This is a genomic window from Streptomyces sp. DSM 41931 (assembly GCF_050271085.1).
GTDB lineage: Bacteria > Actinomycetota > Actinomycetes > Streptomycetales > Streptomycetaceae > Streptomyces > Streptomyces albogriseolus.
On the sequence record NZ_CP189902.1, the window covers coordinates 4,945,378 to 4,963,379 of the forward strand.

Genomic DNA, 18,002 nt, shown 5'->3' on the forward strand with positions numbered 1-18,002 from the left:
TCCCCCGCGGACGGTGTCCGCGCCGGTACTGTCGGCTGCGATGCCCGGACGCACACCGCGTCTCTCACGAACGCGCCGAGGTGGCTTGTGAAGGCTATCCGTCGATTCACCGTCCGACCCGTGCTCCCCGAACCCCTCCGGCCGCTGAGCGATCTGGCCCGCAATCTGCGCTGGTCCTGGCACGCCGGAACCCGTGACCTGTTCCGCTCCGTCGACCCCGGACGCTGGGCCGCGGCCGGCGGCGACCCCATGCGCCTGCTGGGCAGCGTGCCGACCGAGCGGCTCACCGAACTGGCCGGCGACCGCGACTTCCTCGACCGTCTCGCCGCGGTCGCGGACGACCTGGACGCCTACATGACCGGCGAGCGCTGGTACCAGCGGCAGAGCGGCCGGCTGCCCGCCGCCGTCGCCTACTTCTCCCCCGAGTTCGGCATCACCGCCGCCCTGCCGCAGTACTCCGGCGGGCTCGGCATCCTGGCCGGCGACCACCTCAAGGCCGCCAGCGACCTCGGCGCCCCGCTGATCGGCGTCGGCCTGCTCTACCGGCACGGATACTTCCGCCAGTCCCTGTCCCGGGACGGCTGGCAGCAGGAGCACTACCCCGTCCTCGACCCGCACGAGCTGCCCCTGGACCAGCTCAAGGAGGCCGACGGCGCCCCCGCCCAGATCACCCTCGTCCTGCCCGGCGACCGCTCCCTGCGCGCCCGCGTCTGGGTCGCCCAGGTGGGCAGGATCCCGCTGCTCCTGCTCGACTCCGACATCGAGGAGAACGACCTCATCGAGCGCGGGGTGACCGACCGGCTCTACGGCGGCGGCAGCGAGCACCGGCTGCTCCAGGAGATGCTCCTCGGCATAGGAGGTGTCCGCGCCGTCCGCGCGTACTGCAGGCTCACCGGGCACGCGGCGCCCGAGGTGTTCCACACCAACGAGGGGCACGCCGGGTTCCTCGGCCTGGAGCGGATGGCGGAGCTGCGCGCCGAGGGGCTCGACTTCGACGCGGCGCTGGAGGCGGTCCGCGCCGGGACCGTGTTCACCACGCACACACCCGTGCCGGCCGGCATCGACCGCTTCGACCGCGAACTGGTCGCCCGGCACTTCGGCCCGCACGCGGAGCTGCCGGACCTGGAGGTCGACCGCATCCTGCGGCTCGGCATGGAGACCTACCCCGGCGGCGAGCCCAACCTGTTCAACATGGCCGTGATGGGCCTGCGCCTCGCCCAGCGGGCCAACGGCGTCTCCCTGCTGCACGGGCAGGTCAGCCGGGAGATGTTCGCCGGACTGTGGCCGGGGTTCGACCCCGAGGAGGTGCCCATCACCTCCGTGACCAACGGGGTGCACGCGCCCACCTGGGTCGCCCCCGAGGTGTACCGGCTCGGCGCCCGGCAGATCGGCACCCAGCGCGCGGAGGAGGCGCTCAGCATCGGCGACTCCGACCGCTGGGACTCCGTCGCCGACATCCCCGACCAGGACATCTGGGACCTGCGCCGGTCGCTGCGCGAACTGCTGGTGCTGGAGGTGCGGGAACGGCTGCGCGCCTCCTGGCGGCAGCGCGGCGCCGGGACCGCCGAACTGGGCTGGATCGACGGCGTCCTCGACCCGGACGTGCTCACCATCGGCTTCGCCCGGCGCGTCCCGTCGTACAAACGGCTGACGCTGATGCTGCGCGACCGGGACCGGCTGATGGACCTGCTGCTGCACCCCGACCGGCCGGTGCAGATCGTGGTCGCCGGCAAGGCGCACCCGGCGGACGACGGCGGCAAGCGGCTCATCCAGGAGCTGGTCCGCTTCGCCGACGACCCGCGGGTGCGGCACCGGATCGTGTTCCTGCCCGACTACGGCATGGCGATGGCGCAGAAGCTGTACCCCGGCTGCGACATCTGGCTGAACAACCCGCTGCGGCCGCTGGAGGCGTGCGGCACCAGCGGGATGAAGGCCGCGCTCAACGGCGGGCTCAACCTGTCCGTGCTCGACGGCTGGTGGGACGAGTGGTTCCAGCCCGACTTCGGCTGGGCGATCCCCACGGCGGACGGCGCGGGGACCGATCCGGACCGGCGCGACGACATAGAGGCCGCTGCGCTGTACGACCTGCTCGAGCAGCGCGTCACCCGCACCTTCTACGAGCGCGGGCGCAGCGGGCTGCCGGACCGGTGGATCGAGATGGTCCGGCGGACGCTGAGCCTGCTCGGGCCGAAGGTGCTGGCCGGGCGCATGGTGCGGGAATACGTGGACCGGCTGTACACGCCGGCCGCGCACGCGCACCGGGCGATGACCGCGGACGCCGCGCGGGAGCTCGCGGAGTGGAAGGCGGCGGTGCGGGGCGCGTGGCACGGGGTGACCGTCGACCACGTCGAGACGTCCGTGGCCTCGGCCACCGCGGAGCTGGGCAGCACGCTGGCCCTCCGGGTGCGGGTGGGGCTGGGGCGTCTGCGTCCTGAGGACGTGGAAGTGCAGGCCGTCGCGGGCCGGGTGGACGAGGAGGACCGCATCACGGAGGCGGCCGCTGTGCCGCTGAAGCCGGTGGGGGCGCCTGGGGCGGCGGGCGAGTGGGTGTACGAAGGCCCGCTGTCCCTGGACCGGACGGGGCCGTTCGGCTACACGGTGCGGGTGCTTCCCAGCCACCGGCTGTTGGCGTCCGGGGCGGAACTGGGGCTGGTGGCGGTGCCACCGGAGGACGTCGCCGAGGCGGCGGGCTTATTGATGCGGTAGCACCCCGCAGGGGCGCGGGGAACTGCGCGACCGGCCCTCGGCGGCCCGCACCCGGCGGTCAGCAGTTCCCGGCACCTCGGTGGCCGTGGGGGGTGTCGCGCGGCTCGGCGCTGCGAGGTGCCGCCTGCGCCCACCCGTGCCGCCCCAGGCGGCACGAATGCCCGCAGGCTGGGGGCAGTGCCCCACAGGGGCGCGGGGAACTGCGCGACCGGCCCTCGGCGGCCCGCACCCGGCGGTCAGCAGTTCCCGGCACCTCGGTGGCCGTGGGGGGTGTCGCGCGGCTCGGCGCTGCGAGGTGCCGCCTGCGCCCACCCGTGCCGCCCCAGGCGGCACGAATGCCCGCAGGCTCGGCGTGCCTCAGGCGTCCCGCACGCCCCGTGTGGCCAGGCGGCGAAGGATCTTGCCGCAGCGGCGGGCGTAGGCGTGCTGGAGGGACCGGGTGGCCGGGCCGCCCGCTCGGGCGTACCAGCGGGCCGGCCTGCTGAAGGCCGAGACCGTCAGCCACACCGTCCCGTCCCCCGTCCGGTGCACGACGAACGCCTCCTCCCCGGTCTCCGGATGCCCCGCCAGCGTGCCGTACGCCCAGCCGGCCCTCCGGTACTCGTCCGCCGTCCACACCACCCGGCAGGGCGCCTTCACCACTCCGGCCAGGGTGACGGTGACGTCGACGCCGGGCGCCGCCCGGTCCGCCGAGGCGTCGATGCCGACGCCCATCTCCCGGTGCATCTCCCAGGTGAACAGCGCGTCGGCGGCCTGCCGGAACACCTTCTCCCCCTCGCCGAGCCGGGTGCGCTCCCTCAGATGGTGAAACCCCGGAGGGCAGTAGTCGGGATCCCGGCTCGCGCCGACGTGGTCGTAGGTGAAGTCCGCCGAAGACATGGGACACAAGCCTAGGCGGTGGCCCCGCACGCACCGGCGGCACCCGGAGCGTTTCGCTCCGGGTGCCGCGCGGTACCCGGAGCGTTTCGCTCCGGGTGCCGCGCGGTACGGGACGGGGCCGGCCTCAGCTGACGTTGACCGCCTTCCAGGCGGCGTCGACCGCCTTGTACTCCGTGCTGCTCGCGCCGTACAGCGCGGACGCCGCGTTCAGGGTGCCCGTGCGGGCCGCCTTGTAGGTGGTCGTCGAGGTGAAGTACGTGGTCAGCGCCTTGTACCAGATCTGCAGCGCCTTGGCGCGGCCGATGCCGGTGACCGTCGAGCCGTCGTACGTCGGCGAGTTGTAGGCCACGCCGTTGACGGTCTTGGAGCCGCTGCCCTCGGCGAGCAGGTAGAAGAAGTGGTTCGCCGGGCCCGAGGAGTAGTGCACGTCGACCGAGCCGAGGCTGGAGGACCAGTAGTCCTTGGACGCGCCGTCCTTGCTCGGCTTGTCCATGTACCGCAGCGGGGTCCCGTCGCCGTTGATGTCGATCTTCTCGCCGATGAGGTAGTCGCCGGCGTCGGAGGAGTTGGCCGCGTAGAACTCCGCGCCGGCGCCGAAGATGTCGCTGGTCGCCTCGTTGAGGCCGCCGGACTCGCCGCTGTAGCGCAGGCCCGCGGTGTTGGAGGTGACGCCGTGGCTCATCTCGTGGCCGGCGACGTCCAGCGAGGTCAGCGGGTGGGTGTTGCCCGAGCCGTCGCCGTAGGTCATGCAGAAGCAGCTGTCCTGCCAGAAGGCGTTGACGTAGTTGCTGCCGTAGTGGACGCGGGAGTAGGCGGCCTTGCCGTCGTTCTTGATGCCGTTGCGCCCGAAGGTGTTCTTGTAGAAGTCCCAGGTGACCTGGGCGCCGTAGGCCGCGTCCACGGCCGCGGTCTGGTCGCTGGAGGAGCTGGAGGCGGTTCCGGTGCCCCAGGTGTCGTCCGCGTCGGTGAACAGGGTGCCGGTGCCGGAGGTGCCGCGCGCCAGGTTGTAGGTCTTGTGACCGCCGCGGGAGGTGTCGTACAGCTGGTACGTCGAGCCGGACTTGTAGGTGCCGAGGGTGACGGTGCCGGAGTAGAGGCTCCTGCCGCTGCCGGTGTGCACGGCCTGCCACTCGTACAGCTTCTCGCCGGTGGTGGCGTCGGTGATCACGTGCAGCTCGTTCGGGGTGCCGTCCTCCTGGAGGCCGCCGACGACGGTCTCGTAGGCGAGGACGGGCGTGCCCTCGGCGGCCCAGATCACCGTGCGGGGCGCGGATTCGGCCCCGGTGCGCTCCGCGCCGGCCTTCTCGGCGGCGGCGAGCGCCTGCGCCTCGGCCTTGCCCGCGGTGACCTTCGGTGTCACGGAGGCGACCCCGACCGCCGTCTTCACTGCCTTGGTGACGGTTCTGGCGCCGCCCGCCGGCTCGTGCACGACCAGGTCGCCGCCGAGCACGGGCAGTCCGTCGTAGGTGCGCTCGTAGCGGGTGTGGACCGTGCCGTCGACGTCCCGCACGACGTCCTTGACGATCAGCTTCTCCTTGGCGCCGAGGCCTATCGCATCGGCGGTCTCGGCTGCCGTGGCCTGCTGCTCCTGGATGAGGGAGGTGCGGGCGGCGGCGGACAGCAGCACGGGGGCGCCGCCCAGGACCGGCTTGCCGGCCGGGGCGGAGTCGGCGGTCGCGGTACCGGTGGCCAGGCCGGTGGTGAGCAGGGCGCCGGCCGCGACGGCGGTGGCGGCGGCCAGGACGGTACGCCGGCGACGCGCGTAGAGGGGAGTCACTCGAAGCTCCTCGGGGGGTGAGTGGGGGTGCCGGACGGTGGGGGGCCGTCCGGGTGGTGCACCGAGCGAGGGAAGAGTGACATCTACGTCGCGTACATGTCATGAGGGTGGGATGATGTTGGCCGAAAGTTGACGTCGGGACGAATATTGCGTGCGGGTAAAACCGTGTGACCTCGGCAAAGGCGCAACCCGCGGCGCGTATGGGATCGGCAAAAAACGGCGCCGTTCCAGGTGGTGGGAACCACCTGGAACGGCGCCGCTACGGGGCCCGTTTCGACGGGGTCCGTCTACGGGAAGGTCAGGCTCCAGCCGTTGATGTAGCCGGTGTCGTAGCGGGCCATGTCCTGGACCCGCAGCCGCCAGGTGCCGTTGGCCGTCTCCGACGACGCGTTGACCGTGTACGTCTCGTTGATGTTGTCCGCCGAACCGCCGGTGCGGTTGCGCAGCCGGTACGCGGTGCCGTCCGGGGCCACCAGGTCGACGACGAGGTCACCGCTCCAGGTGTGCACGATGTCCACCGCGACCTGGAGGTTGCCCGGCGCGTTGCCGGTGCGGCCGGTGACGGCGATCGAGGACGTCACCGCGGCGCCGGCGTCCGGGATCGCCACGTCGGTGGTCGACTCGAAGGTGGTCCCGCCGCCCCCGGGGCCGCCGGAGCGGCTGCCGACGTTGACGGCCGCCCAGGCGTCCTGCACCGCCTTGTACTCGGCGCTGTCCGTGCCGTACAGCTCACCGGTCGCCGCCAGGGTGCCGGTGCGGGCCGCCGCGTAGTTGGTGGTGGAGGTGAACTTCGTGGTGAGCGCGCGGAACCAGATCTTCTCCGCCTTGGCGCGGCCGATGCCGGTGACCGGCAGGCCGTCGGAGGTGGGGGAGTCGTAGGTGACCCCGTTGATGGTCTTCGTTCCGCTGCCCTCGCTCAGCAGGTAGAAGAAGTGGTTCGCCACGCCCGACGAGTAGTGCACGTCGATCGAGCCGATGCCGGAGTACCAGGAGTCCTTGGACGCGCCGTCCTTGCTCGGCTTGTCCATGTACCGCAGCGGCGTGCCGTCGCCGTTGATGTCGATCTCCTCGCCGATGAGGTAGTCGCCGACGTCGGAGGAGTTGTTCGCGTAGAACTCGACGGTCGAGCCGAAGATGTCGCTGGTCGCCTCGTTGAGACCGCCGGACTCGCCGCTGTAGTTCAGGCCCGCGGTGTTCGAGGTGAGGCCGTGGGTCATCTCGTGCGCGGCCACGTCGATCGACGTGAGCGGGTTGACGTTGCCGGAGCCGTCGCCGTAGGTCATGCAGAAGCAGCTGTCCGACCAGAAGGCGTTGACGTAGTTGTTGCCGTAGTGGACCCGGGAGTACGCGCCGACGCCGTCCCCGCGGATGCCGCTGCGGCCGTGCACGTTCTTGTAGTAGTCCCAGGTCAGCGCCGCCCCGTAGTGGGCGTCCGCGCCGGCCGACTCCGCGTTGGAGGGGCTGCCGTCGCCCCAGACGTCGTCGGAGCCGGAGAACAGCGTCCCGGTGCCGGAGGTGCCGCGGTTGAGGTTGTACGTCTTGTGCCCGCCGCGCGCGCCGTCGGTGAGGTTGTACGTCGAGCCCGACTGGGTGGTCGTCAGGTCGACGGTGCCGCTGTAGACGGTGTGGCCGGTGCCGTTCTGCACGGCCTGCCACTCGTACAGCTTCTCGCCGGTGGTGGCGTCGGTGACGACGTGCAGCTCCTGCGGGGTGCCGTCGTGCTGGAGGCCCCCGACGACCGTCTCGTACGCGACGACCGGTGTGCCGCCGGCCGCCCAGACCACCTTGCGCGGGGCCCGCTCGACGTCCGCGCCCTCGGCCTTCTCGGCCTTCGCGGCGGACAGGGCCTGCTGCTCGGCCTTGGCGGCCGGCACCTTCGCGGCGGTGGTGGCGGGCTTGACTGCGGCGCGGGTCGCCTTCACGACCTTGTCCGCCTCGCCGGCCGTGTCGCCCTGGACGATCAGGTCGCCGCCGAGGACGGGCAGCCCGTCGTAGGTGCGCTCGTAGCGGACGTGCACGGTGCCGTCGCGGTCCTTGAGGACGTCGCGGACGACGAGCTTCTCCTTCGCGCCCAGACCGAGGTCCTTGGCGGTCCCGGCCTTGACGGAGTCCGCCTGGCGCATCAGCGCGGCACGCTGGGCGGGGGTGAGCGTGACCGACTCCGAGCCGGGCGCGGCGGCGCTCGCGGTGCGCGGCGCCGTGCCGGGGGCGGCGGTGGCCGCGCCGGACTGCACGGCCGTGGCGACCAGTGCGGCCACGCCGGCCAGGGCGACGGCGGCGACGCGACGCTGCGCGGTGCGGGGGGTGCGTCTGTGGGACGTCCTGCTTCTCAACGCTGACTCCTTCTGCGGGGCCGCGGGGTGCGCGGCCTGGGGAGACCGGCCGGCGGGTCAGCCGGCCGGGCAGAACGGAAGTGCTCCGAGCAGTGACCGCCGTACAACGGGCAGCCGAAGCTGTGGGGTTGCTGTGAAGCGGCCGTGGGAAGAGTGGCAGGGGAGCGCGGTTTCTGTCAGGAGCGCGTCAGGAAGTTGGCCGGATCCCGTTCGGTGTCCGGGAGGGGGTGTCCGGTATACGGACGGCAGCGGGGCGGCGGCGCTCCGGTGACCCCGACCCGCCGCGACGACGGGCCGGCCCTAGGCCCTGCCGCCGGCCGGCCCCTCCCCGTGCCACGACCGCCACAGCGCCGCGTACACCCCGTCCGCCGCCACCAGGGCGTCGTGCGTGCCCAGTTCGGAGAGCCGGCCGTCCTCCATCACCGCCACCCGGTCCGCGTCGTGCGCGGTGTGCAGCCGGTGCGCGACGGCGACGACCGTACGGCCCTCCAGCACGGCGGCCAGCGCGCGCTCCGCGTGCCGGGCGGTCGCCGGGTCGAGCAGGGCGGTCGCCTCGTCGAGGACCAGCGTGTGCGGGTCGGCCAGCACCACGCGCGCCAGGGCGAGTTGCTGCGCCTGGGGGCCGTCGGTGGGGTGGCCGCCCTCGCCCAGCCCGGTGTCCAGCCCGCGCGGCAGCTCCCGCACCCAGCCGTCCGCGCCCACCACCGCCAGCGCCGCCCACAGCTCCTCGTCCCCGGCGTCCGGGGCGGCGATCCGCAGATTGTCCCGGACCGACCCCAGGAAGACATGGTGCTCCTGGGTCACCAGCACCACCTGCCGGCGCAGCCGCTCCGGGTCCAGCGACGCCACCGGCACCCCGCCCACGGTCACACTCCCGGCGGCCGGCGCGTCCACCCCCGCCAGCAGCCGGCTCAGCGTGGTCTTGCCCGCGCCCGACGGCCCCACCACCGCCAGCCGTTCGCCCGGCGTCACCGTCAGATCCACCCCGCGCAGCACCTCGCCGCCCCCGTCGTACGCGTAGCGCACCCCGGTCACGTCTATGCGGTCGTCCACCGGGTCCGGAGCGTCGCTGCGCCCGGCCGCGCGCGGCGCCCGCGCCAGCCCCTCCACCCGTGCGAACGAGGCGCCGCTCGACTGCAGTTGCTCCAGCCGCATCAGCACCTCGTCCAGCGGACCGCTCAGCTGAAGCAGGTACAGCGACGCCGCCACCACCGCGCCCAGGCTCACCGCGCCCCGCGCGTGCAGCCATCCGCCGCACAGCAGCACCCCGGCCACCGGCACGACGTACGACAACTCGACCACCGGGAAGAACACCGAGCGCAGGAACAGCGTGCGCATACGGGTGCGGCGGGACGTCTCCAGGGCCTCCCGGCTCGCCCGGATCCGCCGCTCCTCCATCCGGAACGCCTCCACGGTGCGGGCGCCCGCCGCCGTCGACGCGACCACCTCCGCCACGTCCGAGTTGGCCGCGCCCTCGGCGAGATACGCGTCCCGGGCCCGCCGCAGGTACCAGCGCAGCACCAGCCAGATCGGGGTGAGGCACAGCAGCCCCAGCGCCCCCAGCAGCGGGTCCACGACGAGGATCGCCGCCATGACGAACACCGACTGCACCGCGTTGACCAGCAGTGAAGGGCCCGCGTCGCGCAGCGTGGTGCCCACGGCGGTCACGTCCGCCGTGCCCCGCGTCGTCAGATCGCCGGTGCCCGCCCGCTCCACCACGGCGGACGGCAGCGCCAGCACCCGGTCCACGAACCGCTCCCGCACCCGCGCCAGCGTCCGCTCCCCGAACCGGTGCCCCACGTAACGGGCCCAGCGGGACAGCAGCAGCTGCGCCACCGCGCACGCCAGGATGACCGGGGCCAGCCGGTCCACCACCGCGGTGCCGGCGCCCGCCCGCACCTCGTCGACGATCCGCCCGAGCAGCCACGGCCCGGCCAGACCGGCGAGGGCCGCCGCGCCGTTCAGCGCCAGCACGCCCGCGAAGACCCGCCCGTCCGCCCGCACCAGCTCCCCGGCCGCCCGGCGCACATCGGCCGGTTCCGCCACCGGCAGCCGCTCCCCGCTCATCCCGCCACCTCCTCGGGGGCGCCCTGCTCGGCGTCCCTGGCCACCAGGCGCCGGTACTCCGGCTCACCGTCCAGCAGTTCCCGGTGGGCGCCGCTCGCCGCCACCTTGCCGTCGGCCAGGAAGAGCACCCGGTCGGCCCGGTCCAGCACCAGCGGCGAGGTGGTGACCAGTACCGTCGTCAGGCCCTCGCGCGCGGCGCGCAGCCGGTCGGCGACCAGGGCCTCGGTGTGCGCGTCGAGCGCCGAGGTCGGCTCCACCGCCAGCAGCACCTCCGGTCCTGCGAGCAGCGCCCGCGCCAGCCGGACCCGCTGCCGCTGACCTCCGGACAGGCTGCGGCCCTGCGCGGACACCGCCGAGTCCAGCCCGTCGGGCAGTCCGCGCACCACGTCGTCGGCGGCCGCCGCGTGCAGCGCCCGCAGCACCTGTGCGTCGGACGCCCCGCCCCGGCCCGCGACCACCTCGCGCAGCGGACCCGCGAACAGCGCGGCCTCCGGGTCGGCCACCAGGATCCGCTCCCGCACCCGGGCCGGCGCGATCTCGTCCAGCCGGACCCCGCCCCAGGTGGCCCCGGACGGCGTGTACCGGCCCAGCCGGTCCACCACGGCCTGCGCGTCCGCGGGCCGGGCGCACACCAGCGCGGTCAGCCGCCCCGGCAGCACCCGCACCCCGGACTCCGGGTCCTCCAGCGCGGACGGCTCGGCCGGCGGTTCCGCGGCGGACGCGTCCGGCGGCGGCTCGATCCGCAGCAGGGCCGCCACCCGGCCGGCCGCCACCACGCCCCGGCTGAGGTAGTAGCCGCACTCGATCAGGAACATCACCGGCCACACCAGGACGGTCACGTACCCGTACACCGACACCAGTTCGCCGATGCTGATGTCCCCCTGCGCGGCCTGCCGCGCCGCGATCCACGTGACCACCGCGAGGAACAGCGTCGGCAGACCGGCGGCCAGCGCCTGCATCCAGCTGGTCACCGCCCCCACCCGGTAGCCCTGGTCCCTCAGCCGTCCCGAGTCGCGGCGGAACGCGTCCGCGACCAGCCCCTTGCCGCCGAGCCCGCTCAGCACCCGCAGCCCGCCCGCGAGATCCCCGATCCGCGCGGTCAGCACACCCTGCCGCTCCCGGTACTCCGTCTCCGCGCCCTGGAGCCGCCCGGCGAGCGGCCCCACCACGAGCCCGATCACCGGCACCCCCAGCAGCACGACCGCGGCCAGCAGCGGAGACACCGTCAGCAGCAGCCCCGCCACCGCCGCGTACGCCACGACGGCGCCGATCCCCGGCCCGACGGCGGTGAGCGAGTGGGCGATCACCTGCACGTCGCCCACACCGATCGTCACGACCTCCCCGGCCGTCGCCCGCCGGTCCAGAGACGCGCCGAGCCGCACGGTGTGCCCGACGACCACCTTCACCGTGCGGAAGTTGGCGTCCATCCGGACCATCGTCATCGTGCGGTGCCGCATCATGCCCAGCCAGGCGTTGAAGGCGGTCACCCCGACCAGGGCGCCGGCCCAGCCGGCCAGCGCCGCCATGTCACCCGTCCCCAGGCCGTCGTCCACCGCCCGGGACATCAGGTACGGCGTGGACGCCAGCAGCACCATCCACACGCTGCCGTACACCGCCCCCGCCGCGCAGCGACCCGGCTGCCGGCGCACCAGCCACCACAGATAGCGGGCCCCGCTCCGACCGTCGGGCGTGCCGGGATCCCCGTAGGCGTCGATCACGTCCGCTTCCCTTCCCCCGCGGCCCCGGCGGCCGGTGTGCCTCGTCGGTCGTCTCACGGGCGCTTCCGGAACGGCGCGAGCGTGGCCCGTACGTGTGCGGCGGCGCCCCAGTCGGGCTCGAACTGGGCGATCACGGCCAGGTGCTGACGCAGCTGGAGGACCGGCATCCGCTCCCGCCAGCCCGCGTCGAGACCGGTCAGCTCCGCGTACCGCTCGAAGAACACCCGCGCCTCGGGCGGCGGCGCGGTCGTCCACAGATGGGCCAGGTCCACCTCGGCCCAGGTGTACGACACGGCCGGGTCGATCAGCGCGGGCCGGCCGTCGGGGGCGGCCATCACGTTCTGCGTCCACAGGTCGCCGTGGGTCAGACAGGCGGGCCGGTCCGGCAGCAGCTCGGGCAGCCGGTCGCACAGCCGCTCCAGCGCCTGCCGGTCGGCGGCGTCCAGCGCCTGGCGTACCCGGGGCTCCTCCAGCCAGCGCAGCAGCCGGTGCCGGGCGAAGAACTCGAATCCGTCGTCGGTCCAGGTGTTGACCTGACGGCGGCGGCCCAGCCAGTTGTCCCGGTGCCAGCCGAACCGGTCGTGGCGCGTGGTGGTGTGCAGCCGGGCGAACGCGTGCGCGCACTCCTCCCAGAACGCCTCCGTGTCCGGCCGGGGGCGCAGCACCGACAGCACGAGCAGGTCCCGCTCCGCGCGCACCACGTCCGGCGTGAGCACCCCGCCCGCCTCGCGCAGCACCGTCAGCCCCTCGGCCTCCGCGGCGAAGGCGTCGTCCGCCGGCGGCTCGCCGAACGCCTTCACGAACAGCGGGGTGCCGTCCGCGCGGCGGGCCAGCCCCGCGGTCGCGGCGAGCCCTCCCGTCGCCGGCCGCACCGCGCCGACGTCCGTCAGCCCGGCCGCGTGCAGCCGCGCGAGCAGCATCGACGTCGCCTCCGTCACCGGTGTGCTCCCCTCGGTCGGTACGCCGACGCGCCCCCGCGACGGCGGCGGTCGTCAGGCCAGGCTGTCCCGCCAGGCCCGGTGCAGGTCCGCGAACCGGCCCGTCCCGCCGATGAGTTCGTCCGGGCTGCCGTCCTCCACGATCCGCCCGTGCTCCATCACCAGCACCCGGTCCGCGATCTCCACGGTGGACAGCCGGTGCGCGATCACCACCGCCGTCCGGCCCTTCAGCACCGTGGCCATCGCCCGCTGCACCGCCCGCTCGCCGGGGATGTCCAGCGAGCTGGTCGCCTCGTCCAGGATCAGCACCGCCGGGTCCGCCAGCAGCGCCCGCGCGAACGCCACCAACTGCCGCTGTCCCGCCGAGATACGGCCGCCGCGCTTGCGGACGTCCGTGTCGTAGCCGTCGGGCAGCGCGGCGATGAAGTCGTGCGCGCCGATCTCCTTGGCCGCCTGCTCGATCTCCTCGCGGGTGGCCTCCGGACGGCCGATCGCGATGTTCTCGGCTACGGTCCCGGAGAACAGGAACGCCTCCTGGGTCACCATCACCACCTCGCGCCGCAGGTCCCGTCCGGTCAGGTCGCGCAGGCCGACCCCGTCGAGCAGCACCCGTCCGTCGCTCGGGTCGTAGAACCGGGCGAGCAGCTTCGCCAGCGTCGACTTGCCCGCGCCGGTGGAGCCGACGACCGCGACGGTCTGCCCGGCCGGCAGGGTGAGGCGGAAGCGGGGCAGCACCTCGCCGCCGGTGCGGTACGCGAACCGCACGTCGTCGAAGACCACCTCGCGCCCGGGCAGACCGGTGCGCCGCCCCGGCAGCTCACGGGGCGCCGCCGGTTCGGGCACGGACGGGGTCTGCGCCAGCAGGCCGGCGATCTTCTCCAGCGAGGCCGCCGCCGACTGGTAGGAGTTGAGGAACATGCCCAGCCGGTCGATCGGGTCGTACAGCCGCCGCAGATAGAGCACGGCCGCCGCCAGCACACCGAGCGCCAGCGTCTGACCGGCCACCCGGTAGGCGCCCCACAGCACGATCAGCGCGACCGTGGTGTTCGCCGTCACCCGGGAGCCGACGACGTAGCGGGCCATCTCCAGCAGCGCGTCGCCGTTGGTCCTCTCGTGCCGCCGGTTCAGCACCGCGAAGTCCGCGTCGTTGGCCCGCTCGCGGCGGAAGGCGCGCACCGGGCGGATGCCGTTCATCGTCTCGACGAACTTCACGATCACCGCGGCGATCGCCGTCGACCGCTTCCGGTACACCCGCTGCGCCCGCCGCTGGTAGGAGCGCACCAGCAGGTACAGCGGCACGAACGACGCCACCGCCACCGCGCCGAGGCCCAGGTCCAGCCAGAGCAGCAGCACCGAGATGTACACGGCGGACAGGATCGTCATCACCAGTTCCTGCAGGCCCTCCTCCAGCAGCTCCCGCAGCGACTCGACGTCGGTGGTGGAGCGGGAGATCAGCCGGCCGGAGGTGTAGCGCTCGTGGAAGTCCACGCTCAGCGCCTGCGCGTGCCGGAAGATCCGGCCGCGCAGGTCCAGCAGCACGTCCTGGCTGACCCGGGCGGAGGCGGTGATGAACGCGTACTGCAGCGCCCCGGCCGCCGACGCGCACAGCAGATAGCCCACCGCCACCGCGATCAGCGGCCCGTGGTCGCTGACGCGGAACGCGGGCACCGCCCGGTCGATCGCGTACGCCACCAGCAGCGGGCCCGCCTGCACGGCGGCCTGCTGGAGCAGCAGCAACAGCGCGGTCAGCGCCACCCGGCCGCGCATCGGCGCGAGCAGGGAGCGCAGCAGCGCGCCGGTGGCGCCCGGGGGAGTGGGCAGCACGTCCCGGTCGAAGGGGTCGCCGCCGCCCTGCTCCGGCGACCGGTCGTCGTCCTCGTCGCGGACGGGTGCGGTGGTGGCCGCCGTCATCGCTGCTCCTCCAGTTCCTCCGCCGGGCCACCCGACATGAGGTGGGCGTACTCGGCATTGCCGCGCAACAGTTCGTGATGGGTGCCGACCGCCGTGATCCGCCCGCCGGACAGCAGCGCCACCCGGTCGGCCAGCAGCACCGTGGACGGGCGGTGCGCCACGATCAGCGCCGTGGTGTCGGCGAGCACCCGGCGCAGCGCGGCCTCGACCGCGGCCTCGGTGTGCACGTCGAGCGCGGACAGCGGGTCGTCCAGCACCAGGAAGTCGGGCCGCCCGACGACCGCGCGGGCGAGCGCGAGCCGCTGCCGCTGCCCGCCGGAGAGGCTCAGGCCCTGCTCGCCGACCTGGGTCGCGGTGCCCTGGGGCAGCGCGTGGGCGAAGTCCGCCTGGGCGACGGCCAGGGCGCGCTCCAGGTCCTCCGCGCCGCTGCCGCCGCCCATCAGGACGTTCTCGCCGACGGTCGCGGAGAACAGCGTCGGCTCCTCGAAGGCGACGGCGACCCGGGAGCGCAGCTCCTCCCGGGACATGTCCCTGATGTCCCGCCCGTCGAGGGTGATGCGCCCCTCGGTGACCTCGTGCAGCCGGGGCACCAGCGCGGTCAGCGTGGTCTTGCCGCTGCCGGTCGCGCCGACCAGCGCCAGCGACTCGCCGGGCCGGATGTGCAGGTCGACGCGGTCCAGCACGGGCGGCGAGCCCTCGGGCGCGTCCGGGTAGCGGAAGGTGACGTTCTCGAACCGCAGCCCGCCCTCCCGGGAGCCGCCGTGCTTCCTCGCGGACGGCGTGGCCCCCGACTCCGGTTCCGCGTCCATCACCTCGAAGTAGCGCTCGGTGGCCGTCGCCGCCTCCTGGCTCATCGCCAGCAGGAAGCCGATCGAGTCCACCGGCCAGCGCAGCGCCAGCGCCGTGGACAGGAACGCCACCAGGGTGCCCGCCGACAGCTCGCCGTCCGCCACCTGCACGGCGCCCAGCACCAGCGCCGCCCCGATGGCCAGTTCGGGCAGCGTCACGATGATGCCGAGGATCGTCGCGAGCAGCCGCGCCTTGTGCAGCTCCGTGCCCCGCAGCTTCCCGGACAGCTCCCGGAACGCCCGCGCCTGGCTGCGGTGCCGGCCGAACCCCTTGATGATCCGGATGCCGAGCACGCTCTCCTCGACCACGGTCGTCAGATCGCCCACCTGGTCCTGCGCCTGCCGCGCCGCCCGCGAGTACTGCTTCTCGAACACCACGCAGGTGATCAGCACGGGCACCGCCGGCACCAGGATGACCAGTCCCAGCGTCCAGTCCTGGACCAGCATGATGATCACGCCGACCAGGATCGTCACCCCGTTGACCAGCAGGAAGGTCAGCGGGAACGCGAGGAACATGCGCAGCAGCATGAGGTCCGTGGTGGCCCGCGACAGCAACTGGCCCGAGGCCCAGCGGTCGTGGAAGGCGATCGGCAGCCGCTGGAGATGCCGGTACAGGCCGGCCCGCATCTCCGCCTCGACGTGCGACAGCGGACGCGCCACCAGCCAGCGCCGGAACCCGAACAGCAGCGCCTCCGCGAGCCCGAGCAGCAGCAGGTACAGCGCGCCGAGCCACACCCCCGCCGGGTCCCGGTCGGCGATCGGGCCGTCGACCATCCACTTCAGGACCAGCGGGATGACGAGCCCTGTGCAGGACGCCAGGACGGCGACGAACGCGGCGGTGAACAGGCGCGCCCGCACGGGACGCACGTACGGCCACAGCCGCAGCAGCGTCCGCACGGTGGAGCGGGGTTCCCGGGGAGAAGGTGTAGTGGGCATCAGCAGTGAGAGTACGGATCGCCACTGACGCTGCCCACCGAATTCCGGCCCGGTCCGCCTCGGCCGTGGGTCCTACGACCGGCGCCCATGGGCGGCCCCACCTCGGCGAACGCCCGCCGCCGGCCGGGGAGTCGTACCACTCCATCGGCCGATCGGACGATGCGCGGTCGAGCGCGACGGCCGATGCCCGCGCGCCCCGTTCGCCGGAACACTGACCGTCATGTCCGTCATCGACGTCACCGACCTGCGCAAGGCCTACGGCGGCCGGCCCGCCGTCGACGGGGTGTCCTTCTCCGTCGGCGAGGGCGAGATCTTCGGCATCCTCGGCCCCAACGGCGCCGGCAAGACCACCACCGTGGAGTGCGTGGAGGGGCTGCGCGTCCCCGACGCCGGGCGGGTCCGGGTCGCCGGACTCGACCCCGTCGCCGACCATGCCGAGGTCACCCGCATCCTCGGCGCGCAGCTCCAGCAGAGCGGACTCCAGCCCAGACTCACCGTCCGCGAGGCCCTGGAGCTCTACGCCTCCTTCCACCACCGTCCCGCCGACTGGCGCCCGCTCGCCGAGCGGCTGGGCCTCACCGCGAAGCTGACCACCCGGTTCGCGAAGCTGTCCGGCGGCCAGAAGCAGCGCCTGTTCATCGCGCTCGCCCTGATCGGCGGCCCGCGGATCGTGGTGCTGGACGAGCTGACCACCGGCCTCGACCCGCGCGCCCGGCGCGACACCTGGGAACTCATCGAAGACGTCCGCGCGGGCGGCGTCACCGTCCTCCTCGTCACCCACTTCATGGAGGAGGCCCAGCGCCTCTGCGACCGCATCGCGGTCATCGACAAGGGACGCGTCGCCGCCCTCGACACCCCGGCGGGACTCGTCCGCCGCTCGGCCGGGGCCACCGTCATCAGCTTCACCCCGTCCGCCCCGCTCGACGACGCCGGCCTGAACGCCCTGCCCGGCCTCGCCTCGGTCGCCCGCAAAGGCGGCCGGATCACCCTGTCCGGCACCGACGACACGGTCGACGCCGTCCTCACCCTCCTCGCCCGCTCCCGCGTCACCGCCCACCAGCTGCGCGTCACCGACGCCACCCTGGACGACGCCTTCCTGGACCTCACGGAGAGCCCCGCATGAGCACCGGACTGGTCAACACGGCGGTGCTGCGCACCGAGTTCCGCCTCTTCCGGCGCGAACCCGCCGGCATCTTCTGGATCACGCTCTTCCCGACCCTGCTGCTGGCGGTCCTCGGCTCCATCCCCTCCTTCCGGGAGGCCGACCCCGCCCTCGGCGGACTGCGCCCGGTCGACGCCTACGTCCCCGTCACCCTCCTCCTCGGCCTGATCATCGGCGGACTCCAGGGCATGCCGCCCACCCTGACCGGCTACCGCGAGACCGGCATCCTGCGCCGCATGTCCACCACACCGGTCCGCCCCCGCGCCCTGCTCGCCGCGCAGATGACGGTGCTCGGCGCCGCCTCGCTGGCCTCCGCGCTGCTCACCCTCGCCGTCGGCCGGCTCGCCTTCGGCGTCGCCCTGCCCGCACAGCCGCTCGGCCACCTGCTGGCGCTGCTGCTCGCCCTCGCCGCCTCCCTCGCGCTCGGCGCGCTGCTCAGCGCCCTCGCCCGCACCGCGAAGATCGCCACCGCGGTCGGCTCCGCCGCGCTGTTCCCGGCCATGTTCACCGCGGGCGTGTGGCTCCCCGTCGAGGCCATGCCGGACCTGATGGCCGACATCGTCGGCTGGACCCCGTTCGGCGCGGCCGCGCAAGCCCTCGGCGAGGCGTCGGCGGGCGACTGGCCGGGAACGATGCACCTCGCGGTGACGGCGGGGTGGGCGGTGCTGCTCACCGCCGGCGCGGTGCGCTGGTTCCGCTGGGAGTGAGGACGGCCGTGCCGGACACT

The 18,002-nt window shown here is 73.9% G+C and carries 11 protein-coding genes; 3 read left to right on the forward strand and 8 right to left on the reverse strand.

The annotated features are described in order from the left end of the window. Positions 1-87 precede the first annotated feature (87 nt). Positions 88-2,706, forward strand: a complete 2,619-nt coding sequence (gene glgP / locus ACP7TJ_RS23095; RefSeq protein WP_427765048.1) for an alpha-glucan family phosphorylase — start codon at positions 88-90, stop codon at positions 2,704-2,706. 357 nt (positions 2,707-3,063) lie between these two features. On the opposite strand, the gene ACP7TJ_RS23100 is transcribed toward glgP, so the two are convergent. The 8 genes from ACP7TJ_RS23100 to ACP7TJ_RS23135 all read right to left on the reverse strand — a co-directional run bounded on the left by ACP7TJ_RS23100 (position 3,064) and on the right by ACP7TJ_RS23135 (position 16,113). Continuing rightward, positions 3,064-3,585: a DUF1990 domain-containing protein gene (locus ACP7TJ_RS23100; RefSeq protein WP_093768115.1), complete on the reverse strand. Its 522-nt coding sequence runs from the start codon at positions 3,583-3,585 to the stop codon at positions 3,064-3,066. A 124-nt stretch (positions 3,586-3,709) separates the two neighbouring features. Next, entirely contained in the window at positions 3,710-5,362 is a 1,653-nt protein-coding gene (locus ACP7TJ_RS23105) for a M4 family metallopeptidase (RefSeq protein WP_380795469.1), read from the reverse strand. A gap of 287 nt (positions 5,363-5,649) precedes the next feature. After that, complete coding sequence (locus ACP7TJ_RS23110) at positions 5,650-7,695, reverse strand: M4 family metallopeptidase (RefSeq protein WP_189912121.1); 2,046 nt, start codon at positions 7,693-7,695, stop codon at positions 5,650-5,652. A 300-nt stretch (positions 7,696-7,995) separates the two neighbouring features. Continuing rightward, positions 7,996-9,762 (reverse strand): ABC transporter ATP-binding protein, encoded by a 1,767-nt coding sequence (locus tag ACP7TJ_RS23115; RefSeq protein ID WP_193459907.1) that lies wholly within the window; start codon positions 9,760-9,762, stop codon positions 7,996-7,998. Continuing rightward, a complete protein-coding gene (locus ACP7TJ_RS23120) occupies positions 9,759-11,480 on the reverse strand; it encodes an ABC transporter ATP-binding protein (protein WP_427765054.1) in 1,722 nt (573 codons plus the stop codon). The genes ACP7TJ_RS23115 and ACP7TJ_RS23120 overlap by 4 nt, the downstream gene beginning before the upstream one ends. Before the next feature lie 53 nt (positions 11,481-11,533). Next, complete coding sequence (locus ACP7TJ_RS23125; RefSeq protein ID WP_367422344.1) at positions 11,534-12,418, reverse strand: fructosamine kinase family protein; 885 nt, start codon at positions 12,416-12,418, stop codon at positions 11,534-11,536. A 54-nt stretch (positions 12,419-12,472) separates the two neighbouring features. Beyond that, positions 12,473-14,329, reverse strand: coding sequence for an ABC transporter ATP-binding protein (locus ACP7TJ_RS23130; protein WP_380795478.1), 1,857 nt, complete (start codon positions 14,327-14,329; stop codon positions 12,473-12,475). After that, positions 14,326-16,113, reverse strand: a complete 1,788-nt coding sequence (locus ACP7TJ_RS23135) for an ABC transporter ATP-binding protein (RefSeq protein WP_427765059.1) — start codon at positions 16,111-16,113, stop codon at positions 14,326-14,328. The genes ACP7TJ_RS23130 and ACP7TJ_RS23135 overlap by 4 nt, the downstream gene beginning before the upstream one ends. Before the next feature lie 220 nt (positions 16,114-16,333). Between ACP7TJ_RS23135 and ACP7TJ_RS23140 the strand changes: the two genes are divergently transcribed. Both ACP7TJ_RS23140 and ACP7TJ_RS23145 read left to right on the forward strand, forming a co-directional pair. After that, positions 16,334-17,236, forward strand: a complete 903-nt coding sequence (locus ACP7TJ_RS23140) for an ABC transporter ATP-binding protein (protein ID WP_427765062.1) — start codon at positions 16,334-16,336, stop codon at positions 17,234-17,236. Continuing rightward, the gene (locus ACP7TJ_RS23145; protein WP_228920104.1) at positions 17,233-17,982 is read left to right on the forward strand and encodes an ABC transporter permease; all 750 of its coding nucleotides are present in this window, start codon (positions 17,233-17,235) and stop codon (positions 17,980-17,982) included. The genes ACP7TJ_RS23140 and ACP7TJ_RS23145 overlap by 4 nt, the downstream gene beginning before the upstream one ends. Positions 17,983-18,002 lie beyond the last annotated feature (20 nt).

Bases quoted from the DNA above. Each gene is read 5' to 3' on its own strand.
- ACP7TJ_RS23100 (WP_093768115.1), bottom strand. From the start codon at position 3,585: ATGTCTTCGGCGGACTTCACCTACGACCACGTCGGCGCGAGCCGGGAT.
- ACP7TJ_RS23115 (WP_193459907.1), bottom strand. From the start codon at position 9,762: ATGAGCGGGGAGCGGCTGCCGGTGGCGGAACCGGCCGATGTGCGCCGG.
- ACP7TJ_RS23130 (WP_380795478.1), bottom strand. From the start codon at position 14,329: ATGACGGCGGCCACCACCGCACCCGTCCGCGACGAGGACGACGACCGG.
- ACP7TJ_RS23135 (WP_427765059.1), bottom strand. From the start codon at position 16,113: ATGCCCACTACACCTTCTCCCCGGGAACCCCGCTCCACCGTGCGGACG.
- ACP7TJ_RS23140 (WP_427765062.1), top strand. From the start codon at position 16,334: ATGTCCGTCATCGACGTCACCGACCTGCGCAAGGCCTACGGCGGCCGG.
- ACP7TJ_RS23145 (WP_228920104.1), top strand. From the start codon at position 17,233: ATGAGCACCGGACTGGTCAACACGGCGGTGCTGCGCACCGAGTTCCGC.